The organism is Lysinibacillus sp. UBA6686 (assembly GCF_002455205.1).
GTDB lineage: Bacteria > Bacillota > Bacilli > Bacillales_A > Planococcaceae > Lysinibacillus > Lysinibacillus pakistanensis.
The window spans coordinates 61,231-84,650 of sequence record NZ_DKJS01000001.1 but is presented as its reverse complement, the minus strand read 5'-3'; the positions used below and the strand labels follow the sequence as shown (position 1 = coordinate 84,650).

Genomic DNA, 23,420 nt, shown 5'->3' with positions numbered 1-23,420 from the left:
GCGTCAGCAACAAAGCGAGTAGTTTGGAACGGAAATCACCTTCATTTTGACTAAATATTCACAAAGGGTCCCTTGACCATTTAGTTTTTCATTCCCTTTTGTTATTTGAAATTAAGACGGTCATCTAATCATTATGCTTAGTTTTTTCACGCTCCACCGCCCTCAGGTAATAAAACAACAATCGTTGTCCCCTTTTCTTCCTCACTGTATAAACGTAAACTAGCATTTTTCATTAATTTGAATTTTTTTAAAGGATTCATAAATCCAATACGTGTGCTTTCTTCGTTTATCAGCTGCTGTAGTTTTTCCTCAGGCATACCTACTCCGTTATCATAGATTTTGATTCGGACAAATTGTCCCTCCCTTTGGACACTTACTTCAATGGTTCCTCCCTCTTGTTTTTTAGAAATACCATGAAAAACAGCATTTTCCACTAATGGCTGAATGGATAAAGCAGGAATCATTAATTGAATGGATTCATCAATATCATATTTGATACTTAATCGATCACCAAAACGCATCTTTTCAATATATAAATATGCTTTTACAAGCTCCATCTCTTCTTCAACAGAGACAAAGCTATTTCGATAATGCACATTAAGCTTTGCACGGAAATAGGTTGCTAAACAATAGAGTGCTTCACGCGTGTTGTCCATATCTGTATAGCTTAAACCGATAATAGTATTAAGCGTATTATAAACAAAATGTGGAGTAATCTGAGAATATAAAAAATTCATTTCTACCTCTATTGCATCTATTGAAGATTGTCGAATAGCTAATAAAGATTCGATGCGAATAAAAAGTTCATCCATCGAAATAGGCTTCTGTAAATAATCATTTGCACCAACTTTTAAGGTTACCAATAAATCAGAATGCTTCATAATCGCTGTTAAGATAATAATAGGTAACTCTAGCATATCAAATTGTTTACGTACTCGTTTACATAGCTCATATCCCGACATCCCATTCATCATTAGATCGATTAACATACAATCTACATGATTAGTTTTAATATAATCTATCGCATCAAACCCATTATCGACTGCAATAACTGTATATCCTTTAAGTGTTAAAGCATCAGCTAAAGCTTTTATATTGACATGGTTATCATCCACTACAAGTATTTTTTTATTATTCCCTTTATAGATAAGTGGTAATTGTAACTGTATTTCAACAGTATCAGAGGCAATTGTAGCCGATTGCTCTATGCTCAGATGCTCGCCAGTGGCAAGTGGCATTGTAAAAGTAAATGTAGTACCTTGCCCTATCGTACTTGAAACATGAATATCACCATTTAATTTTTCAACAATATTTTTAGTAATACTTAAGCCCAAACCGAGTCCTTCCCTATTTTGAAGATTATTTCCTTGATAGAAGGCATTAAAGATTCGATCTAAATCTTGTGCTGGAATACCACAGCCTGTATCACTAACTTGAATGACCATCTGCTGTTGATGGACAAAGGCTGTCACTTTGATTTCTCCAACTTCTGTATATTTAATAGCGTTTTGCAACAAATTATATAGAACTTGCTTAAAGCGTAACTCATCCGTGAATATATGAGGTAATTCTAAATCCACTTCAGCACTAACACTAACTTGACTATTCTTTGCCATCATACTACGAATTTCTACTACTACTTCATTAATAACGGATGGTGGGATACTTCGTGGGGTAACCCTTACTTCTCCCGTCATTTGATTTGAAGAAAACAACAAATCTTCTACTAAATGTCCTAAACGCTGTGTGACATTATGAATTAGAATGACTTGCTCCTGTTGCGCTCGTTTTAAAGGTCCCTGAGCCCCTTCCATTAAGGATTTTGATAAATTCAAAATACCGTTAAGTGGTGTACGTAATTCATGTGAAGTTTTCAGTAGAAATTCATCCTTCATTTGGTTATGTGCCAGCAATTCTTCTGATAATGCTTGGATTTTCATAAAGGCTTGATTCGCACGAAAATTTAATAATGAAGCAAACCCGAACAAAATCAGTAAAAATAACACAAATTCTGTATAATCTATAGGAATACCCATTAAGAAATTTAAAGCAAGTAAAATTGAATAACAACAAATAGCTGAAATCACGATTAGAACATAACGAACACCTTCTAGACGATGTAGCATAACCCTAATTAGAATCCATAGATTATATAATACAACTGGAGCAGTAACACTGATATAAGCTATTTTTCTCCAGAACACCTCAAAATCTGAAGAGGCTCTTTGATTTTTTGTAATTGGATTGTAAATACCGTAAAAAACAAATACCACACCTAGTAAAATAATAAAAATATATATTATTTTTCTTTTTTGTAGATGCGGATACATCGAATAAATAAATAGTGTCAAAGCTAGTAAAGCTATCGGAACGATACCGAGCTGTAGACGCAATTGATCGACAAGTAATATGTCTGAAACTAATAGAAAAAATACTTTTTGATTAATAAACGCCATATAAAACCCTAAAGAGATTGTAAAAAGACCAAAGAACAGCTCTTCTTTGCGTTTACGATTCTGTATATATGTAAGAATATAAACGACCCCAATGACTATATGCCCAATACTTACTAATGCATCTATAAACACTTTCCAATTGTAATGCTGTTGAATGACCTTCTTCGTGCCAAATTCAATAGGATAAACGATACCTGGCTGTGAATAATTGTAGTTCGCTACATGGATGACAATGTCTAGTACCTTATTATTACTGTGCGCAAATACTGTATATTTATCATCATTTTCAGATTGATATTCACTTAAGACTGTGCTTGCATTTCCTTTAGCCCCAACCTCTACACCATTAATAAAAACTCGACTAGCTTGTCGGATAGCTCTAATATATAAGCCGTAAAATCCTTCTGTCGGTACCTCTATTTTGACATGATAGGTACCAACAGCAAGCCCCTCTTTATTTCGCTCTACATACGGCTCCCAATTAAAGGGTACATGTAATGTCTCCTTTTTATTATTGTAGTTTTCAAGCCTGTCCTTTGGAGGAATTAAGAGGTTTGGATAAAAAGTCCAATCCCCTTCTAATATTACTGGCTTTTGTAATTGCTCAGTATCTATTTTTACCAATCCTTCGTGTACAATTTTAGGATGGGTATTGGAGAAATAATGCCAATTGCCAAGGGAAAAGACAATAACAAACAGCATGATAATACTCACAATGATTAGGATATTTTTTTTCATTATCATGCCTCCATAGTTCAGTAAATTCATATGTATAATTACAGCATATTGCTTATATTACACACTTTTATTATTAAAGTGACTATTCAAATCCTCATTATTTTTTGAATTAAAAAAATGCTAGGTAACCCTAGCTCACTATTATCTTTTTGACATAATATACTTTAATATAACCTTACTGAACAAAATCTGAACAAAGATCTTTTAATATATTAAAATTTCCAATTTAGTGATTAAAATAACAGAATTTTTTGAATTCTAAATAAAAAAATAAACTTATATATTTAGCAATGCGAAGTGCCATTTATGAACAATATAAATGTGATTTAATTTTCTATATTAGCGAACTTCAACACAAAAACTCAGATTACAACTTTACCATTTCAAACAATTCAGACGTAAGCCTGAAGACAAGAAATGAAAATAAGTTGTATATTTTATTTATAAAAATATTAGGAAAATCTGAGTTTAGGATTATTCAAATAAACAAAATTTGGAAGTTGATCTAGAAATTCAAAATCGTATAAAGGTGATTTCTATGAAACAAAAAATGCATTTCACTATCTTAAGTAACGATTCAACAGATGGAGATGGAGGTTACGGAGTAGGTACCCTTGATTTAAATAATGTAACGCCGATTATTATAGATTGTGAAAATGAACATGTGTTTATAGACTTAGAAGCTTTACATGGGCGAAGTATAATTGAAAAAAAAGTTCGATTTTCCCCTGATTTAGCTCATGCTAGTGACAATTATAATCGTTATTGGATTGTTTGGGTAGCTACTCAAATTGCTCAAAACGGACCTTTTTATGCGGGATGTACAGCAAGTGAAGTACGCGTATCAAAAGAAGAACGCCGAATTAAACTTGGCTATAAATCGTTGCCAGAACAAGTAAATTACTTGGATAAGGCACTTAAAGGGCAATTTATCCTGAATCATGTAGATATTAATTCAAAAAAATTACTTTATCAGTTTTTATCTGGCTTTAATGAGGAGTACTGGAAACAGTCACCTGAAGAATTAAGACAACAACTATCTATTTAGGGGGCTTTATAATGGCTTTTGTAATTACAGAATTATGTAGGGATGAAAAAGCAGCTGTCTGTTTGGATGTCTGTCCTGTAAATTGCATTGTTTTGACAGATACCCAATATGTGATTAATCCTGATATTTGTATTGATTGCGGGGCTTGTGAATTAGTTTGTCCAGTAGAGGCAATTTATTTTGAGGACGATTTGCCTACTGAGTATAATTCGGCAACACTACTAGCACTAAATCATTTTAGAAACTAAAAATGGAATCTGCTAATAGTTATGACTTACTGTATGCAATGCCAATACCTAGCATCCCCCTTTCTCAAATCATTCAGAATTTTGAAATCCAAACTAGTTGATTTGAAGTATGCTTTATAGCTTCATATTAATAATAAACAGACATAAGTGTACTTAATAGAACATAGAAAAGAGCGTATTATGAAAAAATAATAAAATCAACCATAACACGCTCTTTAAGTATCTTCACTTGACTCCCCTTTTCCCCCCTCTCTTTATAGTTTCACTACTATGCTTTTAAGATTAGTGAGTGGCATAGTCCATGTTTGCCAATCATAGTAACCTTGGATGCTTATGTCGAATTGCTTTTACCTTTTCTAGCATGATTAAAATTTGATATTTAATTCCTCATATTTCATTTACTTGGTAAAATCGAGATAGTCTACAACCTTCTAATTCTTCCATCTGCACATTATCTACGATTTCCTTCGCTATCAATCGACTAATAACTGGAGATAACGTAATTGCAGAATGCATAACTGCTAAATAAAGTCCTTTTACCTCATCGTGAAAACCGACAATGGGGTAACCGTCTTTTGGCATTGGCCTCATTCCTACTTTGATACTTTCTAACTCTAAATGTTCCCCATCTACCAAATCGTAGCGAAGGGTTTCTAAAGCTCTTTTTCCAATCTCTTCTGGTCCATTTTCTCCATGGTCATTCAAATAATCTTCAGCAGCAATTAACGTAGTATCAGATAGCTGTCTTGCTTCGAATCTTGAATTAGAAATTAATGTGTGAATAAGCTTTTTGAAAGATTTCATTCGAATAATAATAGAAGGTGATGACTCAACAGGTACCTCAATACCAAGAGGCTTACAAAGCTCAGGTAACGCTGTACCGTTTGCCAAAACGATTACGTCTGATTCTATAAAACCTTTTGAAGTATGTATGCCAACAACTTTAGCATCCTCCTTTTTAACTTGTGTTACCTTTGTATCGAACAATATATTTACCCCATTTTCTTGGGCTTTCTTGAGTAAAAGATTCGTTAGAATATTAGGATCTACCGCACCTTCTTTAAAAGCATATAGAGCTTCCTTTGGATGTTCTTTTAAATGAGGTTCTAAGTCCGATACTTGCTGGCCAGTTATTTTTTCTACATAAGATTTATTGATGTTTACAGGAATTCCCCATGAAAGGGAGCCGTTCCAATCTACCTTTAATTCTGGAATCTCTTTTTCCAATACGTGATATTCTGCTAATGATCCGTCATACAAATGTTGGAATTTTTCTGGAACACGCCCTGAAGGATTAATCCAGGCAAAGGAATTTGATGTTACACCACAGCCAGCTTTTGAATGGCTCTCAACTAACGTGATATCCTGATGTACTTTTGATAGATTATAAGCAATAGATGCACCAACAATCCCTGCCCCAACAATTATAACCTTTTGATTTTTAGACATTGCATTTCCTCCTCGTTCTATTTGTATTATTTATAATATACGTTTAAAAACCTAGTTTATCTTCTATTAACAAAGTTGCAAATAAAGCGTTGTATGCTCATACTGGCTAAGACATTTTAATTGAATTACTACGCTTATTTTATTTGATCCATATACGCCCTGAAATTTTCTACAATTTCTTGTGCTTTGGTACGATATAAATAATGATCCCCTTCAAATGTCATCACTTTCCCATGTACAGAATCCTTTATTTGTTTTTGATGCTCTGGCACCCATCTGTCAGTGACTGGATGATTCGCTTGTATAAAGAAAATAACAGGAAGATTTTTTGGGAATGATAAATTTTTCGCTGCTTTAAAATTTTCATACATCATTTCAGCTTCATTTAACTGGCTGGGATTATACATGTTTTTGTGTTTAAGAATTTTCAGTTGTTCTTTTGTTTTTTCATCATATGGTAGTTCGGCATAGGGATCATCACTTAGCTTCACCTGCAATCTAGCTAAACCCGATTTTTTTAGTAGTTTAATAGTTCTAATGATTGAAGAATCAATCTTTTTCTCGCTTATCGTTGGAACACTGCTATCGAGCCCAACAAATGCACTCACTTCATCTGGATATTTGTTCACATAATCTAGTCCGTAAAGACCCGAAATGGAGTGGCCCATTAGAATATACCGCTCAATTTGAAGTTGCTGTAAAGCTTCATGTACTTCACTGACTATATTCTCTGTACTCCGTTCTTTCTCGGTTAAATCACTTAATCCATAACCAAAGGGCTCAATTACAACAACTTTGTAAAATGGAGATAATTCATCTATTAGTGGTTTAAAATCAAGTGCTGGTGCTGCTGTGCCATAACCAGGTAAGAGCACGATGGTTTCTTCGCCTTCTCCTTGAATGAAGACATTCATATCCTTCCCGTCTACAGTTACAGGCTGACCATAACTACCTATTTTTCCTTGCTCGAATTTGTTACAGACAATATTAACAATAAAAACAATGGCCATAAAAAGTGCTATTGCAATAACTATAACCCCAATTGCTTTAAGCATAAAGATGAGCGGTTTACCCTTCCTCAGTTTCATTTTCTCTTCTTTTAGTTTCACTCGTACCTTCTCCTTTTCTTAGCTATCCTATATGGGCATTAAGGTTAGCTTATTGGACGAAGATATATTCTCTATGACGACAATATGAATGGAATATGAACAAACAAAAAATGTTACGTCGTCATATGCAAGAAAGCGCAAATAAGCCGTAACATTGGGAATACGAAAATGTTTGAACATTCGAATGTACAACATGAATCTAAATACTTGGTTGTTATGATTGGAAAAGTGATAATGATAGTCGTTCATTGGCCAAGCAGAGTAATTTAATTTATACAGTGAAAATTTAGATTAAAATTTATTTCCTATACAACATTTCAATGTGCTCTATACCATCTTCCAAGTAAACTTCCGACACTGGCTCAAAGCCTAAATCATTGTAAAATTTCAACAAATAGGCCTGTGCAGAAATCCTAATAGCCTGTTCTCCCAAACTATCTGTTACAAAATTTATAGCATTTTGAACCAATTTCTTAGAAATGCCTTTCTTTCGATGTTCTGCTTTAGTGAGAACTCTGCCAATTGCAACTTCAGAATATGAAATATTTGGAGGTAGGATTCTTAAATAAGCGACTATTTCAGAATGATCTTCCAAAAACAGATGATAGGATACTTCATCTTTTGAATCTATATCTTGGAATATACATTGCTGCTCGACTACAAATACTTCTGCTCTTACTTTTAAAATTTCATATAATTCTTTTGTAGTTAATTGATTAAATTCTTTTATCTGCCAATTCATCATCTTCTTTGATTCTCCTTAACGATTTAAATTTAATTAATATGGCGTAATAGATCTATAACTAAGAGGCCAAAAAAACCCCTTATTCGTATTTGCTTAATATATACTCATTTTGTTGTATTTGCAACATAAAACAAGTTATTACTTTTATTAAAACCTACTCTACTTCAGACCAAATATATCTAAAAAGCAAGTGCAGTTATTATTAAATAAATCTTGTGAAAATATTTGGAGTGCTTTAAAAGCCTCATGGCCATAAACATATGAAAGCTGATGATTCCGGTGAAAATCATCAGCTTTTCTCTTTTTTAAATTAAAGATTGCCCTCTAATTTAAGGGAATTAGTTATTTAAGGTTGCCGTAAGATTGCCTTTAGACTGTGGAAAGGTGATTTCATTAAAGTTGAAACTGAAAAAATAAAAATTTGAATGGAGCTGGTTTTTATATGACTGCATCGGCTATTGTGCAAACGCAAAATTTATCCAAAAAATATGGGTCTTTTAATTCAGTAAATAGGGTTGATCTTCATGTTCAAGAAGGAGAAATATACGGGTTTCTTGGACCAAACGGGGCTGGAAAAACAACCACGCTGAAAATGCTACTCGGACTCGTTAAACCTTCTGAAGGGACCATTAACATTTTCGGAGAGAGCCTAAATAAAAATCGACCTTCTATTCTACATCGTACTGGGTCGCTTATTGAGTCACCTTCCTATTATGGGCATCTTACGGGGCTTGAGAATATGAAGGTTATGCAACAACTGCGAGACGTGCCCGATAAGAATGTAGATGAGGCACTTCGAATTGTCCGACTTGAAAATCATAAAAATAAAAAGACCGAACAATATTCACTCGGAATGAAGCAACGACTAGGGATTGCAATGGCCCTTCTCGCTTTCCCCAAACTGCTAATCCTTGATGAGCCAACGAATGGTCTTGATCCTGCAGGAATAGGGGAAATTCGAGAACTTATTAAATCACTACCTTCTAGTTATGGCATAACTGTATTGCTCTCAAGTCATCTGCTTTCGGAGATTGATCAAATAGCTACCTCAGTTGGTATTATTAGTGAGGGGAATCTACTATTCCAGGGTAAAATGGAAACCTTAAGAAAAAAAAGTAAAAGCTCCATTTTTCTTAAGACCGGGGACAATACCAAGGCTGAACATTTGTTACTTACCCAAGGCTATTGTCCGGTTGAGAGTGACAGCTGGCTGGTGTTTGAGAATCTTATAGATACGAAGGTGGCAGAAATGAACAAATTTCTTGTTGATCATAATATTCCTGTCACCCGAATTGAGGAGCATAAAAAAAGTTTAGAGAATATTTTCTTAGAAATTACAGGGAAGGAGCGAAGTTTGTGATAACAACATTGAAGCTAGAATATTTCAAAATTCGTCGCAAAAAAATAGGGATGATGATTCTATTATTTCTAACTGTAGAAATCCTATGGGCTTTCATATCTATTAGTCGTTCTATTGCGAGTATTCCCGAACATGCAATCTGGGAATCTGTGATATTTACTATATCCTCCATGAATGGGCTTTTTATGCCGATTATTTCAGCCATTGTCGTCTCTCGGATTTGTGATATGGAGCACAAAGGAGAGACATGGAAAATGCTTGTTGCTACCAATGTGAGCCGTGGTCATCTATATGTAGCGAAATATTTATTCGCCAACAGTCTTCTCTTCTTAGGCATCTTAGCACAAACTTTACTCATGATTATGTTTGGGTTGATAAAGGATTTTCCGGGATCACCACCTAGTGATCTTTTCGCTAGATTTATTTTGGGTACTTTACTGATAACTCTCGCTGTCACAGCACTTCAGCAATGGATTTCTTTAGTTATCAAAAACCAAGCCTTTGCATTGTGTTTGGGTATGCTTGGGGGCTTTATAGGAATGACGGCTGGGCTGTTCCCTGCTACTATCAGACATATTTTTATCTGGTCTTATTATTTGGATCTTAGTCCAATTACTTATTTATTCTCAGAGTCTTCTAGTACCTATATGAAACAGCCCGTTGATGTCGTGATTATCGGGATTGCAGTTATTATGACTACCCTATTCTACATTGCTGGACGCATTCATGTTTCCAGGCAAGAAATCTAAGGAGGAAAGCTAATGAAAAGAAGTATTGTTGCTGAATTTCTGAAATTACGACATTCCCGGATTGGTTTTGTACTTGTTGTACTTCCTCTCATAAGTATGCTGATTGGATGTTTAAATTTTTATTTTAACCAGGGTGTTCTGACAAATGGCTGGTACAGCTTATGGACTCAAGTCAGCTTGTTTTACGGTGAGTTTTTCCTTCCTATCTTGATTGCTATTTGTTGTGCCTATGTATGCAGACTTGAGCATTTAAATCGAAATTGGAATATGCTAATGACCTCTCCTGTATCTGTTTCTAGTGTGTTTATCGCAAAATTGGTGGTTGTGAGCATTCTAATCTTGTTTGTACAAATGCTATTTATAGGCCTCTATTTGCTGGCCGGAACCTTGTTCTCCATATCAGAGCCTTTCCCAGTAGAGACGATATCCATGACGATCAGAGGATGGTTTGCTTCTCTATCTATTATCTCTTTGCAATTGGCATTGTCTTTGCGAATCCGTAGCTTTGCTATACCTATTGGAATTAGTCTATCCGCAGTCTTTATTGGACTGGGTTTGTATATAGCAAAGTTAGGTTTATTTTTCCCTTACTCGTTACTCACTTTTGGTATGAGTGTAGTGAATCAAGTGGAGATGACGGGTATACAGAACATCCTGTTTTGGGTGATGAATATGACTTTTATTGTAATTTTTGCGTCTATGTCAATTAATCGATTGAAAAATCAAGATATTGAATCATCCTAATACCTAGGAGGAATTTGTGATGAAAAAAATATTATTAGTAGTGGGACTCATCCTTATAATTTTTGGTTGCTTGTTAATGTTCCTCATGACTCCGGATAAGTTAATACCTGATAACCCCGCTGGAAAAACTGTCTATTATACAATAGTCACCGATTTCGGGGTTGAAAACGAAGATAAACGTTACGATTATAAGCTAACTGCCTACAATAAGAAAGGGAAAGAAAAAAAGCTTGAGTTTTCGGCGGGGAAACAATTGAGGGAAGGAGCATATCTCCAGCTATATTATACAAAGCTTCGTGGCGTTACACATTGGGAAGAGGTTTCTTTCGAGGAACTACCTAAGACGGTACAGCAGCTATATACAAAATAAAAGATTTTATATTTCATTATAAAAATACGATCTAAAATAGAGTTAATCATTTCCTTAAATATGTATAATTAAAATTAGGTGATGCGCATTGGAGAATTTAAAAGAAAAAAAGATATTAATTGTAGATGATGAATTGGAAATGGTAATAATGATTGAGAAATTTTTACGAAAAGAAGGCTTTTTTCGTATATATACTGCTGCCGATTTTTCCTCAGCTTTGTCGATTTGCCGAACAGTTAAGCCTGATATTGCGATTCTCGATGTTATGCTACCTGATGGTGATGGATTCTCACTTCTAACCTCTATTAGGCAGTTCTCTGAGATACCAGTGCTTTTTCTTTCTGCTCGAGGTGAGGATGAAGACCGAATACTAGGACTGGGTTTAGGGGCAGACGATTATATTGTAAAGCCCTTCCTGCCCCGTGAATTGGTTTTACGACTGACAGCAATTCTAAAAAGAGTCTATTCCTCTCCAGTAACAGAAGATTCAGCTGTCTTTCGATTGGAGGATCTAATCATTGATTTAGATAGCGCTGTTGTAAAAAGAAATCAAGAAGAAATACCTTTAACAGCAAAGGAACATGCAATCCTTCAAAAGTTGTACAATAATAACGGGAAAATTGTCACTAGTGATGCCTTATGCCAGGCTGTCTGGGGAGACGACAGCTATGGTTACGAAAATACATTAATGGTTCATATGAGACGGATTCGTGAAAAAATTGAGCAAGATCCCTCTAAACCAATTCATCTTCTCACAGTTAGGGGTTTAGGATATAAATTGCTACTGAAGGAGACAAATTAGGTGGAAGGAATATTTCGTATACTACGTCGATTCGTCACCGCAACCATCTTTATTTCAATATTTTTGCTTATTTTTAACTTCATTCTGCTAGGGACACTGGTATTCAAAGAAATTAACCAGCAACCTTCTCCAGAAGGTGTGCTTAAGCAAGTAGTACTAGGATTGGACAAGCAAAACGACAGCTATAGTTTAAATGAGGATGCAGTAAAACTTCTGGAATACAATCAGTCATGGGTTATGTTGCTTGGGGAGGATGGCCATGTGAAATGGGATTATAATCTACCTAATGATGTGCCTCGACAATACAATCTTGTTGATGTAGCAAAGTTTTCTCGCTATTATCTTATGAAATATCCTGTCTATATTTGGGAGCACGATGATGGCTTAGTTGTGCTGGGATATCCTAAGGAAAGCCATTGGAAGTATCAATTTGATTTTCTTTCTAACTGGGTAAGTTCTTTGCCACTAAAACTTGTACTACTGCTATTCTTTAATGTGGCACTAGCACTACTGATTTCTATTGTAATTGGCACACGTCTGATTAGAAGAATACAACCCCTAGTAGAGGGAGTTCATAATCTTGCTAGAGAGGAAACAGTCCAGTTGGATTCTAAAGGCTTATTTGGTGATTTGGCAAAAAGCATCAATTCCGCATCAGATAAGCTTCAAAAAAAGACGATTGCCTTGAAGGCAAGAGATGAAGCACGCTCCAATTGGATATCCGGGATTTCTCATGATATCAGGACACCACTTTCTATGATCTTGGGCTATGCAAGTGAAATGGAGGATAATTCAGACTTGCCAAAGGAGCAAAGGCATCAATCTGGTATTATTAGGCGGCAGGGTGAAAAGTTACGCTCACTTGTAAGCGACTTGAATTTGGTCTCGATGCTTGAATATGAAATGCAACCGTTGCATTTGAAGGATATAAGATTATCAGTTTTAGCAAGACAAGTTGTAGCAGATTTTTTGAATAACGGATTGGAAGAGCGATATGACATTGAACTAAAATTAGCTGATGAAGCTATTAAAGTCAATGGAGATGAGAAATTATTACTTCGAGCAATCAGTAATCTTGTCAATAATAGTGTGCATCATAATCCCCAAGGCTGCAGAATCATATTGGAAACTTCTCTATCTGAAGATTCTTCTAAATATTACTTTATTGTCAGAGATAATGGACGGGGAATTCCACAAGAGCAATTGAAAGAGATAACCGAATTACCTTACTCATCAAGAAGAAAGAAGAATATTCAGCAAGGTCGTGGACTAGGGCTTCCAATGGTTGAACGGATTTTACAAGCCCATCATGGTCGGCTTATTCTTTCAAAAGGAGAAAATCAAAGAGGTTTAGAAGTTATTATGGAATTCCCAATACAAACGCAAAATGAGGATGGAGTAATCTAAAACAAAATAAAAACCCAGTATTAACAATAAAAGTGTTCTCAATTATATCATATTAGAAAAAGTATAACCCCGCTCCAAATTTAGGGCGGGGTTATCAATATGGTTGTAAAATTTTTGAAGGTAGATACTTCACAAACAATAAAATCAAATAACCAATAACATAGGCGAATACTACTTATTGAACCTAAAATACTCCCATACAAATTGTATTACTGTGTTAATGCGATTTGTATGTGGGCTAGGTGATGCTCTTCGTGCCAAGCTAACTTTGCCATCTTCGTTGCAACTGTTATTTTACCGTTTGTCTGGTGAGTAAAAATTCTATCTAATTGAACTTCAGTTAAATTATTTCCTAAAAATACGATACGCTCATTTATACCTTCTAGCATTTTAATTGAGGTTTCTACAGGAAGCATTGTATCTGGTTGAATCGCCCACTTTTCTTCATCAAAAGCTGGTACTGTTGGATTTTCATCTGTTAAAGCTAGCTTCAAGCGTTGATACATGTTCAACTGTGAATCTGCAATGTGATGAACAAGTTGTCGAACTGTCCACCCACCATCACGATAAGTTCTGCTTAATTCCTCTTCATTTAATGAGCCTACTGTTTCTCTAAGTCGAGTAGTATAAGTGTCAATTTTCTTTAGCCATTCTTGTATATTGTCAAATGTTACTTTTTCAGGAACCTGTAGTTTGCCAATTGGGTATCTTACATCCATTTTTAGTCCCCTTTTCCCTATTTATTAACTTGATAGGCATTATTCTTTTGTATATACATGTCATTTCACTGATAATAATAGATGTAACCCCGAATATTAATTTGTTACTTCTTTCTCTTCCATTAACATTGTTCCTTTTTCTATTAGATTTGTATGGAAAGAGAAAGCTTTTTTTAGAATATGTGGTGTTTGTCCGCCGACTTTCTCTTTCGCTTCTTCAAAGTAAGTACGTAATTGTGGTCTATACTTAGGATGTGCGATTTCGATAAGCTTTTCCGCTCTCTTTACAGGTGGAAGGCCACGAAGATCAGCATAACCTTGCTCTGTCACAATTACATCTACATCATGCTCTGTATGGTCAATATGCGATACGAAAGGCACAATCGTTGAAATCGCTCCATCTTTTGCTAGCGAAGACGTTACAAAGATGGTAATTTTAGCGTTTCGAGCAAAGTCCCCAGATCCACCAATGCCATTCATAATTTTTGTTCCGTTAATGTGAGTTGAATTGACGTTTCCGTAAATATCTACTTCTATTGCTGTGTTAAAAGAAATGACGCCTAAACGACGAATAACTTCTGGATTATTCGAAATTTCTTGAGGCCTAAACATAATTTTATCCTTGTATTTCTCTAAATCTTCTGCCAATGAATCAACACGCTTTCTCGAAAGGGAGAATGCAGTCCCAGCTGCAAATTTAACGATACCAGCATCAATTAAATCAAAGACACCATCCTGTAGTACCTCAGAAAACACTTCAAGATCTTTAAATTGAGAATTCTTCATGCCATTTAAAACGGCATTCGCAACAGATCCTACGCCTGATTGTAAAGGAGCTAATGACTCTGGCAATTTTCCTGCTGATACTTCACCAGCTAAGAAGTCTAATAAGTGATTGGCAATTTGCTGTGTTTCTTCGTTTGGTTCAAATAATGGTGAAGGAACATCAGGCTGCTCGGATAAAACGATACCTTTTACTTTTTCCGGATCGACTTTGATGCCAATTTCTCCAATTCGATCTGAAACTTTATAAATTGGAATTTCTCTACGCTCACCTTGCTCTTTCTGTAGAAAGATATCATGAAGGCCTTCATATGCTTTAGGTGCCGTAGTATTAATTTCAATAATAACGTTTTCAGCTTTTTCTACAAAGATTGGTGAATTTCCTACAGAGCCAGTTGGAATAATATTACCTTCTTCAGTAATTCCAGCTGCTTCGATAATGGCATAATCAATTTTACCCAATGTTCCTTTTCTTACTTCTTCTGCTGTATGTGATAAATGTTGGTCAATGTAGTATATTTCACCTTTGTTGATTTTCCCACGCATAACAGAGTTTCCTTGGTAGGGAACACGTAGGTTAATGATTTCTGCCTCTGCCATTGATTGGTCAGCAGTTGGCCCTAATGAAGCACCAGTATATAAGTTGACTTTGAAGTTTTCATTCTTTCCTCGCTTTGAAAGTGCAAGTGGAAATTCCTTAGGCTCACCAAATAATGTAAACCCACTCATTCCAAGGTTCATTCCATCTTCAATCCAGGAAGCTGCCTCCTCAGCTGAAACAACCTTGTCCAAAAATGCTGTACTTCTAATGAATTGACTTAAATCTTTTTGCATAAATAATCACCTCGTCATTGTTTTGTGTTACTTTTTTACTTTGTAAATTTTTGGAGTCGAAAAATTCTTGACACTATTACTAATCAAAACTCACTTACATTGTTTTCATCTGCATGAGTTTCTTGTCTTCATTGTAAAAAGAACTCATTCATTCGTCTATCACATGATTTCTATGATAATGATAGAAAAAAACTATAATATATAACTGTGTAACGAAGTTTGTCTATCTACAAAGGTTACAAGTGTTCCTGTCACTGCTGCTTCGTAATTGAAGACCTCTCTGTCAGTTAAGATTAATTTTCAAACAGGCATAACCATTTTCTCTCATAAATAGTACATGTCTATTAGGTATTTATATGCTAAGAAATATGCGGAAATGATAAATGTTTAAAAGTTGTAATCACAGTGTTGGCGTGATTTATAGCATTTTCATAAACATCACTGTTGGAAAACGAAAAAAAGAAAGTAGAACATTTGGGGAACTTTGTGGGGAACGAATAATATCTTTTATTTAAAATAAACGAGAAAAAAAGCCTTTCTTTTTTAGTTTCTTAAATATTCTAGTTTGAAGATAGGTATTTTAAGCGTAACTATTTTGGTAAAAGCTTACCTACTGTAGAAGTGCACAGCCCTAGGAAGTTTATTGTTTTAACTCTACTATAATGCAGACTAAGAAAGAAATTATAAAATAAAGTTATTAAAAGGTTTTTCAGGAATTATATAGAAATATTAAACAATGTATTTGAAATTTCTATTAAATTTTTTGGTAGGGGACAGAAATGTGAAAAAAAATATAGGGATAATTAGTTACTTTTTGATACTCGTTCTTTTTTTACTATCTATGGGAGTATCAAATTCAATAGCTGCTAAGAATGAACCCAAAGACAATGATATAGCTTGGCAATTAAATAATATTGTAACTTCTGTAAGTACAGAGGAATTTGTAATAACTGAATATGTCGATGAGCTGAAATTGGATAAAATTAAACAAAGCACAACTTCAAAATCAAAACGGTTAGAACCAAAAGTTGAATATCGTCTATTAAAATTGGATAGTAAAGGTTCGTTTATAGATACAGGAATTTATAATGTTTTGGAAGATTCAAAGAGTAAAGGCGAATCTGATAGTAATCTATTTGGTTCAATTAGTCCTGGTACTTACAAAATTAAGATCACTAATTTAAATGGGAAAGATTTAAAGGTGCATTCAGAAAGAATTTTGGTTTCTAATAATTAAAATAAAGTATTTTAACTCAGAAACAGCAGCAAACACTATATACCCTTGTAGCCTCCTTCAACCCCTTCCTTTGCATAATTTCCAGAAATAAAAAAATTAAGCCAGAAGTTAAGATTCTGACTTAATTATATTTTTTAAATAGTGAATGAATGGATGTTCTCTCTCATCCATTCTTCTTGTACAGATATATAAACTTTGATTAATTTCGCCTTGCTGCACAAAGACCCGAGCAAGCCTTCCACATGCTAATGTTTCCGTTACGCTACAGGCTGGTACAAGTGCCATTCCATACCCCGCTTCAACTACCTTTATCGATTCAAGTAAGCCTTGCATTTGTAAACCAAATTTCGGTAATGGGCAATTATGGGTATAAAAAATAGCCTCTAACAAATCAAGAGTTGAACTTCCTCTTTCCCTATATATAAAAGCATGTTCACTTAACTCGAATATCGGTACATCTTTATTTGCTAAAGGATGCTTTGGATGAACAACGAACCAGAATGGGATATCAAGAATTTTCTCAAAGCTTAAATCTTCATGATTGATGTTACTTTGAACAACAAATCCAAAATCAACTTCATAATTAAGCACACGTTGCTCAACAGATTGTACATTTCCTAATGATACATACATATCAACATCTGGATTTTCGAGTTTATAACTAGCAATTATTGGCGGTAAAATATAATTTGTTGAAATATAGGAAGAAGCAATTTGTACCTTCTCTTTTTTCTCTAAAAACGTTTTAAATTTTTTATCAATTTGGTTTTCCAATTGAAACAAACGTAACCCTTGCTCATAAAGAAATTTCCCTTCAGATGTTAGCTGAATTCCTCTCCCCTTACCTGTAATTAATTTAGCTCCCATTTCCCGTTCTAGTTTACGAATCTGGGCAGTGACAGCAGGTTGACTAATATGGAGTGAGCTTGCTGCATTTGTAATGCTCCCTTGCTCTGCGACTTTTGTAAAAATACGCAATGTATGTAAATTCATATTTCCACCCATTCATAACCTTATTTTATGAATAAACAATTTTAATGTATTTGTCTTATTGCTAGTATAACAGTAATTTAAATGTAGAAGTTAGGGGGGTTTTGTTTGGAAAACTTATTATTGGAATGGTTATCAACAGATAATCTTTTATTATGTGGAATTGGCATACTTGCTGCTATTATCGGTGTCATGTTTGGAGCAGCAGGATTTGTATTACTACCTTCTCTTTTATTAGTTGGGATACCTATTCACGCGACAGTCGCAGTTAATAAATTTGCAACAGGAATATCTTCATTTTCGACAATTTTGGTACTTGTATTAAAAAGAAAAGTTAAACTTAAAGAAATGCTTCCATTCATGTTATTTGCTGGATTAGGAGGAATATTCGGTGCATTTTTCACAACAAGATTATTGGAACAAACGATGAATATAATTGCTTGCATTGTGTTAATTGCTATGTTTTTTGTTGTTTTAAAAAGCAAAAAAACTGGGTTAGTAAATGAACAATTAGACACTGAGCAACTAGTTTCTATGCAAGAAGGCAATAAAAAGCTAACTACTTTATTCGTCCCATTTTTTATAGGAACATACGATGGTGGGTTTGGGCCAGGATCAGCACTTTTAAACATCACATACTTTTTAAAGAGGCAATTTAGTTATGTAAAGGCTGCTGAAATGACCCGCTTTGTGACATTTTCAAGTTGTATAAGTGCGTTTATATTTTATTTTTTTTATGGAATTGTTAATTGGGGTATTGCCATTCCAATTACTGTTGGCTCTATAATCGGTTCACACATTGGATTAAAAATTGTCCCTTATATCAAAGGAAGATGGGTACAAATTTTGCTTCCAGCTATTTTTCTATTACTAATTATTCAGGTTGTCTCTGATATGCTATTTTAATGTTTTATTTCTTTGCATGAGGATAATAAAAAATGTTCAATTTAAGCTGAATGCTATAACGTATGCTCAAGAATTACGTATGATATACATTATAAAACCAAAAATAAGGAATTTGAGATTATTATTGTTTCTAAATAATGTGAAACACATTTTTTATCCTGAATATTTCTCAAATGTAATACACACTTTATAAAAACTTATAAACTGAGAAGTGCCTTTAATATGATTGAAGCAAATTTCTAACGAGAGTTCACCATGAACTATTGAACGCAATTTGGAACTAGGTCAATTTCACTCCTCAAATTTGAAGTGCTGAAAATCTACTACTTGTGACAGAAACAAAAAAACAGGCACTTACATTTAATCAGTGCCTGACGTTTATTTTTACCACTATTTGTTTGAGTAATATAACTCAGGAGTATTGTAGTCATATTTTTTAACAAACACTGTTAATACGATTAATGACTAATATATCTTTTGGTTTTTGTAATAAACCAGTTGGCAAAGCACTTTCTAACTTTTCTTTTTCTCCTTCCCCCCATAGTGCTCCAAAACCTTTAATACCAGCTGCTTTTGCAGCCAAAATATCTGTCGGTTGATCTCCAATATAAATACAATTCTTTAGGTCAACTTGTAGCTCTCTAACTGCTTTTAACAACGGTTCAGGATGTGGTTTATGTTCTTTACAATCATCTAGTCCTACAATAACATTAAAAAAAGGATAGAGCTTTGTTTTGTGTAGTTCCTGGACAACATATTTTTTATACTTTGATGAGACGATTCCCAATGTAGTCCCTCTACCTTTTAATTCAGTTAACACCTCGTAAATACCATTATATTCTCGAACTTGATTATTTACCATTTCGTAGTGTCTGAAGAATGATTCGAGTACCTCTATTTTTTGCCCACTAAACCACTCATCTATAATTCTAGTAATCGGTTTTCCTATTAAATAATTTTTTTCTTCATCAGTAAGTTGGCTCTTTCTCATTGCTTCTAAACAGTTACAGCATGCTTGAATATACAATTTCTCGCTATCATGCAGTGTACCATCTAAATCAAATAATATAGTATCCATACTTCCTCCCTAGCAATTCCTTTTTCATTTCAACTGTTTAAGAGCATAGTCTGTTGTAATCGTAATGTTTTCTGGTACACCATTTATCGGGAACCATTGTACTTTCTCTAAAGCATGAGGCTCTTTATTTTGTACTTTACCTTTCATAATATGCGCAATGAAAGTAGGAGCAACATAATGAATATCTTCCGACTGAACAATATGATTTGTCACACATAGTAATCGTTCAATTTTGATGTCAACCCCGAGCTCTTCCTTAATTTCACGTATTACAGCGTTTTCTATTGTTTCCATATAATCAACTTTGCCACCAGGTAAACTCCAATGACCAGCTTCAGGCGATCTCTTGCGTAATACAAGTAAAATCTGGTTATTCTCATCTAATATAACTGCTCCAACCCCGACTTTTGGTAATTTTTCTTTTTCCATTATTATCTCCCCTGCTTTATCCCCATTTTTAAAACATAATTTCTTAGTCTTATAAATATGTAAAAAATCCAACAAAATCAAATTTTTTCACCTTAACATATATTTCCAATAAAATGCTCACCCCTATTCCAGCTTTTACCTTTTCCTACCTAATAAAATTCATAATAAAAATAGTCACTTAAAAATAATCCAAATACTGCTTGTTAGTTACTATCTAAAATTCCATATAGGTGTTCAGTTGAATTGTTTGATGTAGGTTATTCGTTATTGATACGAATAATATTAGCTAGGTAATTAATATACTCGCTATTTGTAGGTTTAATTGTTGTCTTAGTTTCCGGATATTCAAGAATTGATTCAAGGCTTCCTCTACTCCAACTAATTTCAATTGCATGACGTATTGCTCGCTCGACTCTACTAGCGGTGGTATTGTACCTTTTAGCAATATAGGGATACAAATCTTTCTTTTCTTTAGAAATAAGAGAAGGATTCTCATACGTTAGTGCAACAGCATCAATTAGATATTTATGACCTTTTATGTGCGAAGGGACACCCATATTAAAAACAAGATTTGAGATTTTTGCATCAATAATCTTAGGAGAAATTTCTGTGTACTTATTTAAATCTGGTTTCTTAGTAGGTTGGTTGAGTTGACTACTCTTCGCTTCTTTATAACCTGAGAAATAAGCAAATTCGGTAAGGTCGTGAACCAATTCACTCATATATTCTGGGTCATTGTATTCTAGTGCCTTTTGCATTCGTTCAATTGTTTTTTCGAGCTTTTCTTTTGTCACTTGATTAATGTTCATTTTATCCACCTCTACTCATTACTGCACGAACAATTCATCTAACTCTGGTGGTTCTGGTCTATTTAGGATTTCTACTTCAGGCGTTCGTTAATATAAACTACTTTGGTAACTAAACATAACCACTCCAAATTCTTTATATATCGATATTTTTGTTTTTATGTTTCATCTGGTTGACGGTTAGCATCATTTTACAAGTTTTTTACTTTTTCAAGAACGTACAGTTAAATTTAACATCAAAACTTCTTCATGGAAAAAATCTGATCTATTTCTATTGCCAGTGTACCATTAATAATTTGACAATCACATTCATTCAGGATATTTCTTCTATAATAAGATGATACATTCATGAGGATTTAGTCTATATCCTCTCACCCTCTAACTATACTAATAATGATAATTTAATAGTTGAAGTAGCTTGACGACTTTACGTTTTACATTCATCGTAGAGTCTTGTGGACCAATACAAGACGGGTAGCCAGCTTCACAAGGACAGTTTATAACATGGTGCTGCGTTTTTGTTAATAAGTCCTCCCATAAATCATAGACCTTTTCACTCAATCCGATTCCTCCAGGATACTTGTCATAAACAAAAAATGTTGGCAGCTTATTATGGGATGCTTTAACTTGTGGCACGACTGCTACATCACTGCTATCACATTGAATAAACAAAGGTATAAAGGCATTCATTGCGTAGGCTATTCCAATCATTACCTCGGTCAATTCTGCCTCTGATCACTGGTCTGATAAATGAAGTGATAGCCAGGTTGCATTTGTATGCATCTCATCTAGTGGTAAATGGATTGGACCTGATCCGATATTATCATGAGTGCCGAAGTTTATTTTATTGAACTTCTACAAAAGGAATGATGATAACATGATTATCCCTACTGTCAAAAATAAACAGATGAAGTGTCACTTTTGAAAAAAGATTGATTAAAATTTGCTGGCTATCCTCATTTTCCTGATTAAAATATACCTCGTATTTTGAACAAAGTTTGATCAAAATACGAAATTTTATATGTTTGTCACTATTCATTTTTATAATAAAGATTGATTATTCTGGAACGCTAATCTTCAACTAAATAAGAAAAAAGAGCTGCAAACCAACTCAATGATTTTTAATTAACCATTAACATATATTCCTCCTTGGAATACATGTTAATTCATTCATAGATTTATTATTTATAGTGTTCAAGATAATCTCCTTTTTCAAAAATTTCTTTTGAACTTAGGGCTGTCCATTCCTCAGGTGTTACATTAGGGTGCAAATCAAGATAGGATTTAACCATCTTGTAGCCTTCAATGTAACCGTAACCTTTCGGTAACCCTTTTCCACCATGTAAAATTTCTGATGTACGATTTAGGTCGTATTTATTTAAATCAGGTTCAACTTTAGACCACAATTCCTTGTTGTAAGTAAAATCCATTGGATTATAGCCATAGTAGTCGGGATAAACTGACTTTTCAAACATGACCGCTTTTCCTTCAAAGACTATATTATCCAAAACAGAAGCCCAGTTATTATTACTGAAATACTTTTCCGCCCAAACGCTGTGATGGTATTCGTGCGCAACTGTTACCTTTATACTATCATCCAAAACATTTAGATTAAGCGGGATGATAATTTTGCCCGCCCCAACCGTGAATGGTGTCATATTATTGTTGGAGGAAGGGAATACGCAAACTGCAACATCACTCTGTGAGGGTAAAAGGTCTGCGGATTTCAAAAGAGATTCTTGAATGAGTTGATTGATTTCTGCTTTATGAGTCTCCATTTTTTCACTTATGTCTTGTATTTCTGCTACCCCTTTAGGAAACGTATTAAGAAGGGTTTCTGCCATATGTAGGTATTCTCCACTTTCAAAACAATCCTTGTATATGGGTTGAATGATTTCTTTATTATATAGTTCCAAAGTTTCCGAGGATGAAAGATTCGGATTATCTTTGACCTTTTCAATATACGGAAAAAACAATTGATTGACATGAATGATTTTGTATTTTTGTCTGGTTTGAGGGTGTTCAAATGGGAACACAAGTTCTTTGTAAACTGTTATTTGCTCTTTCTCGTGAAGTTGGTTCTCACCCTTTTCTGTTTGTGTGCAGGAAGTAAGCGTTAGACATGTAATAATTAGAATAAATACAACAACTATTTTTAGATACTTTTCCAAATAATATCCTCCTTGTGCAAAAAATACTATTTAGTAAATGATTTTACCATATTTTAGTCTGATTTCGCCTATTAATTTGATGTTTCTTAAGCAACTAAACTGTACCATTGTTTAAGTACAATTCTTCACAAGATAAAAATTAAATTCAACATAAATATCCAATAAAAAACCTGTTAGAAGGATTTTCAGGGGCTTGAAATCAGAAAAGCCCTCTTGTATGATGCATGAGTGTCAACAGCCAT

General features: G+C 34.2%; 22 protein-coding genes. 10 read left to right on the top strand and 12 right to left on the bottom strand.

The genetic code is table 11. The features are described 5' to 3' along the window. Positions 1-146: 146 nt before the first annotated feature. Positions 147-3,194, bottom strand: coding sequence for an ATP-binding protein (locus tag B2R82_RS00405; RefSeq protein WP_286922983.1), 3,048 nt, complete (start codon positions 3,192-3,194; stop codon positions 147-149). Positions 3,195-3,732: 538 nt separating this feature from the next. Here B2R82_RS00405 and B2R82_RS00400 point away from each other — a divergent pair. Together B2R82_RS00400 and B2R82_RS00395 are read left to right on the top strand one after the other, a co-directional pair. After that, the gene (locus B2R82_RS00400) at positions 3,733-4,242 is read left to right on the top strand and encodes a YwhD family protein (protein ID WP_283872775.1); all 510 of its coding nucleotides are present in this window, start codon (positions 3,733-3,735) and stop codon (positions 4,240-4,242) included. Between the two features lie 11 nt (positions 4,243-4,253). Continuing rightward, positions 4,254-4,490, top strand: a complete 237-nt coding sequence (locus B2R82_RS00395) for a DUF362 domain-containing protein (RefSeq protein WP_286922982.1) — start codon at positions 4,254-4,256, stop codon at positions 4,488-4,490. 387 nt (positions 4,491-4,877) lie between these two features. On the opposite strand, the gene B2R82_RS00390 is transcribed toward B2R82_RS00395, so the two are convergent. The 3 genes from B2R82_RS00390 to B2R82_RS00380 form a co-directional block, all read right to left on the bottom strand. Beyond that, positions 4,878-5,939 (bottom strand): NAD(P)/FAD-dependent oxidoreductase, encoded by a 1,062-nt coding sequence (locus tag B2R82_RS00390; RefSeq protein WP_286922981.1) that lies wholly within the window; start codon positions 5,937-5,939, stop codon positions 4,878-4,880. 134 nt (positions 5,940-6,073) lie between these two features. Further along, positions 6,074-7,027: an alpha/beta fold hydrolase gene (locus B2R82_RS00385; RefSeq protein ID WP_286922993.1), complete on the bottom strand. Its 954-nt coding sequence runs from the start codon at positions 7,025-7,027 to the stop codon at positions 6,074-6,076. Between the two features lie 319 nt (positions 7,028-7,346). Beyond that, the gene (locus B2R82_RS00380) at positions 7,347-7,793 is read right to left on the bottom strand and encodes a GNAT family N-acetyltransferase (RefSeq protein ID WP_286922980.1); all 447 of its coding nucleotides are present in this window, start codon (positions 7,791-7,793) and stop codon (positions 7,347-7,349) included. 442 nt (positions 7,794-8,235) lie between these two features. On the opposite strand from B2R82_RS00380, the gene B2R82_RS00375 reads away from it, so the two are divergent. The 6 genes from B2R82_RS00375 to B2R82_RS00350 all read left to right on the top strand — a co-directional run bounded on the left by B2R82_RS00375 (position 8,236) and on the right by B2R82_RS00350 (position 13,225). Then, on the top strand, positions 8,236-9,153 hold the full coding sequence (locus B2R82_RS00375) for an ABC transporter ATP-binding protein (protein ID WP_286922979.1): 918 nt from the start codon (positions 8,236-8,238) through the stop codon (positions 9,151-9,153). Continuing rightward, positions 9,150-9,902, top strand: a complete 753-nt coding sequence (locus B2R82_RS00370) for an ABC transporter permease (protein WP_286922978.1) — start codon at positions 9,150-9,152, stop codon at positions 9,900-9,902. Before B2R82_RS00375 ends, B2R82_RS00370 begins: the two co-directional genes overlap by 4 nt. Positions 9,903-9,914: 12 nt before the next feature. Next, the gene (locus B2R82_RS00365; RefSeq protein ID WP_286922977.1) at positions 9,915-10,646 is read left to right on the top strand and encodes an ABC transporter permease; all 732 of its coding nucleotides are present in this window, start codon (positions 9,915-9,917) and stop codon (positions 10,644-10,646) included. Positions 10,647-10,665: 19 nt separating this feature from the next. Continuing rightward, positions 10,666-11,016, top strand: coding sequence for a YxeA family protein (locus B2R82_RS00360; protein ID WP_286922976.1), 351 nt, complete (start codon positions 10,666-10,668; stop codon positions 11,014-11,016). An 88-nt stretch (positions 11,017-11,104) separates the two neighbouring features. Further along, positions 11,105-11,818 (top strand): response regulator transcription factor, encoded by a 714-nt coding sequence (locus tag B2R82_RS00355; protein WP_286922975.1) that lies wholly within the window; start codon positions 11,105-11,107, stop codon positions 11,816-11,818. Next, positions 11,819-13,225 (top strand): sensor histidine kinase, encoded by a 1,407-nt coding sequence (locus B2R82_RS00350; protein WP_286922974.1) that lies wholly within the window; start codon positions 11,819-11,821, stop codon positions 13,223-13,225. Positions 13,226-13,434: 209 nt separating this feature from the next. On the opposite strand, the gene B2R82_RS00345 is transcribed toward B2R82_RS00350, so the two are convergent. Further along, positions 13,435-13,944: a YfiT family bacillithiol transferase gene (locus B2R82_RS00345; protein ID WP_286922973.1), complete on the bottom strand. Its 510-nt coding sequence runs from the start codon at positions 13,942-13,944 to the stop codon at positions 13,435-13,437. Between the two features lie 96 nt (positions 13,945-14,040). Then, positions 14,041-15,561: a succinate CoA transferase gene (locus B2R82_RS00340; protein WP_286922972.1), complete on the bottom strand. Its 1,521-nt coding sequence runs from the start codon at positions 15,559-15,561 to the stop codon at positions 14,041-14,043. A gap of 781 nt (positions 15,562-16,342) precedes the next feature. Here B2R82_RS00340 and B2R82_RS00335 point away from each other — a divergent pair. After that, positions 16,343-16,798, top strand: a complete 456-nt coding sequence (locus tag B2R82_RS00335; RefSeq protein ID WP_286922971.1) for a hypothetical protein — start codon at positions 16,343-16,345, stop codon at positions 16,796-16,798. Between the two features lie 108 nt (positions 16,799-16,906). Here B2R82_RS00335 and B2R82_RS00330 read toward each other — a convergent pair whose 3' ends face one another. Beyond that, the gene (locus B2R82_RS00330; RefSeq protein WP_286922970.1) at positions 16,907-17,791 is read right to left on the bottom strand and encodes a LysR family transcriptional regulator; all 885 of its coding nucleotides are present in this window, start codon (positions 17,789-17,791) and stop codon (positions 16,907-16,909) included. A gap of 105 nt (positions 17,792-17,896) precedes the next feature. On the opposite strand from B2R82_RS00330, the gene B2R82_RS00325 reads away from it, so the two are divergent. Then, positions 17,897-18,694, top strand: a complete 798-nt coding sequence (locus tag B2R82_RS00325) for a sulfite exporter TauE/SafE family protein (RefSeq protein ID WP_286922969.1) — start codon at positions 17,897-17,899, stop codon at positions 18,692-18,694. A 436-nt stretch (positions 18,695-19,130) separates the two neighbouring features. Here B2R82_RS00325 and B2R82_RS00320 read toward each other — a convergent pair whose 3' ends face one another. The 5 genes from B2R82_RS00320 to B2R82_RS00300 all read right to left on the bottom strand — a co-directional run bounded on the left by B2R82_RS00320 (position 19,131) and on the right by B2R82_RS00300 (position 23,178). Next, a complete protein-coding gene (locus tag B2R82_RS00320; protein WP_283871635.1) occupies positions 19,131-19,772 on the bottom strand; it encodes an HAD family hydrolase in 642 nt (213 codons plus the stop codon). A 24-nt stretch (positions 19,773-19,796) separates the two neighbouring features. After that, the gene (locus B2R82_RS00315) at positions 19,797-20,201 is read right to left on the bottom strand and encodes an NUDIX domain-containing protein (protein ID WP_286922968.1); all 405 of its coding nucleotides are present in this window, start codon (positions 20,199-20,201) and stop codon (positions 19,797-19,799) included. 257 nt (positions 20,202-20,458) lie between these two features. Next, on the bottom strand, positions 20,459-21,010 hold the full coding sequence (locus B2R82_RS00310) for a sporulation initiation factor Spo0A C-terminal domain-containing protein (RefSeq protein WP_286922967.1): 552 nt from the start codon (positions 21,008-21,010) through the stop codon (positions 20,459-20,461). 384 nt (positions 21,011-21,394) lie between these two features. Continuing rightward, complete coding sequence (locus tag B2R82_RS00305) at positions 21,395-21,730, bottom strand: DUF1998 domain-containing protein (protein ID WP_349680269.1); 336 nt, start codon at positions 21,728-21,730, stop codon at positions 21,395-21,397. Positions 21,731-22,188: 458 nt separating this feature from the next. Then, entirely contained in the window at positions 22,189-23,178 is a 990-nt protein-coding gene (locus tag B2R82_RS00300; RefSeq protein WP_286922966.1) for a DUF2268 domain-containing putative Zn-dependent protease, read from the bottom strand. Positions 23,179-23,420 lie beyond the last annotated feature (242 nt).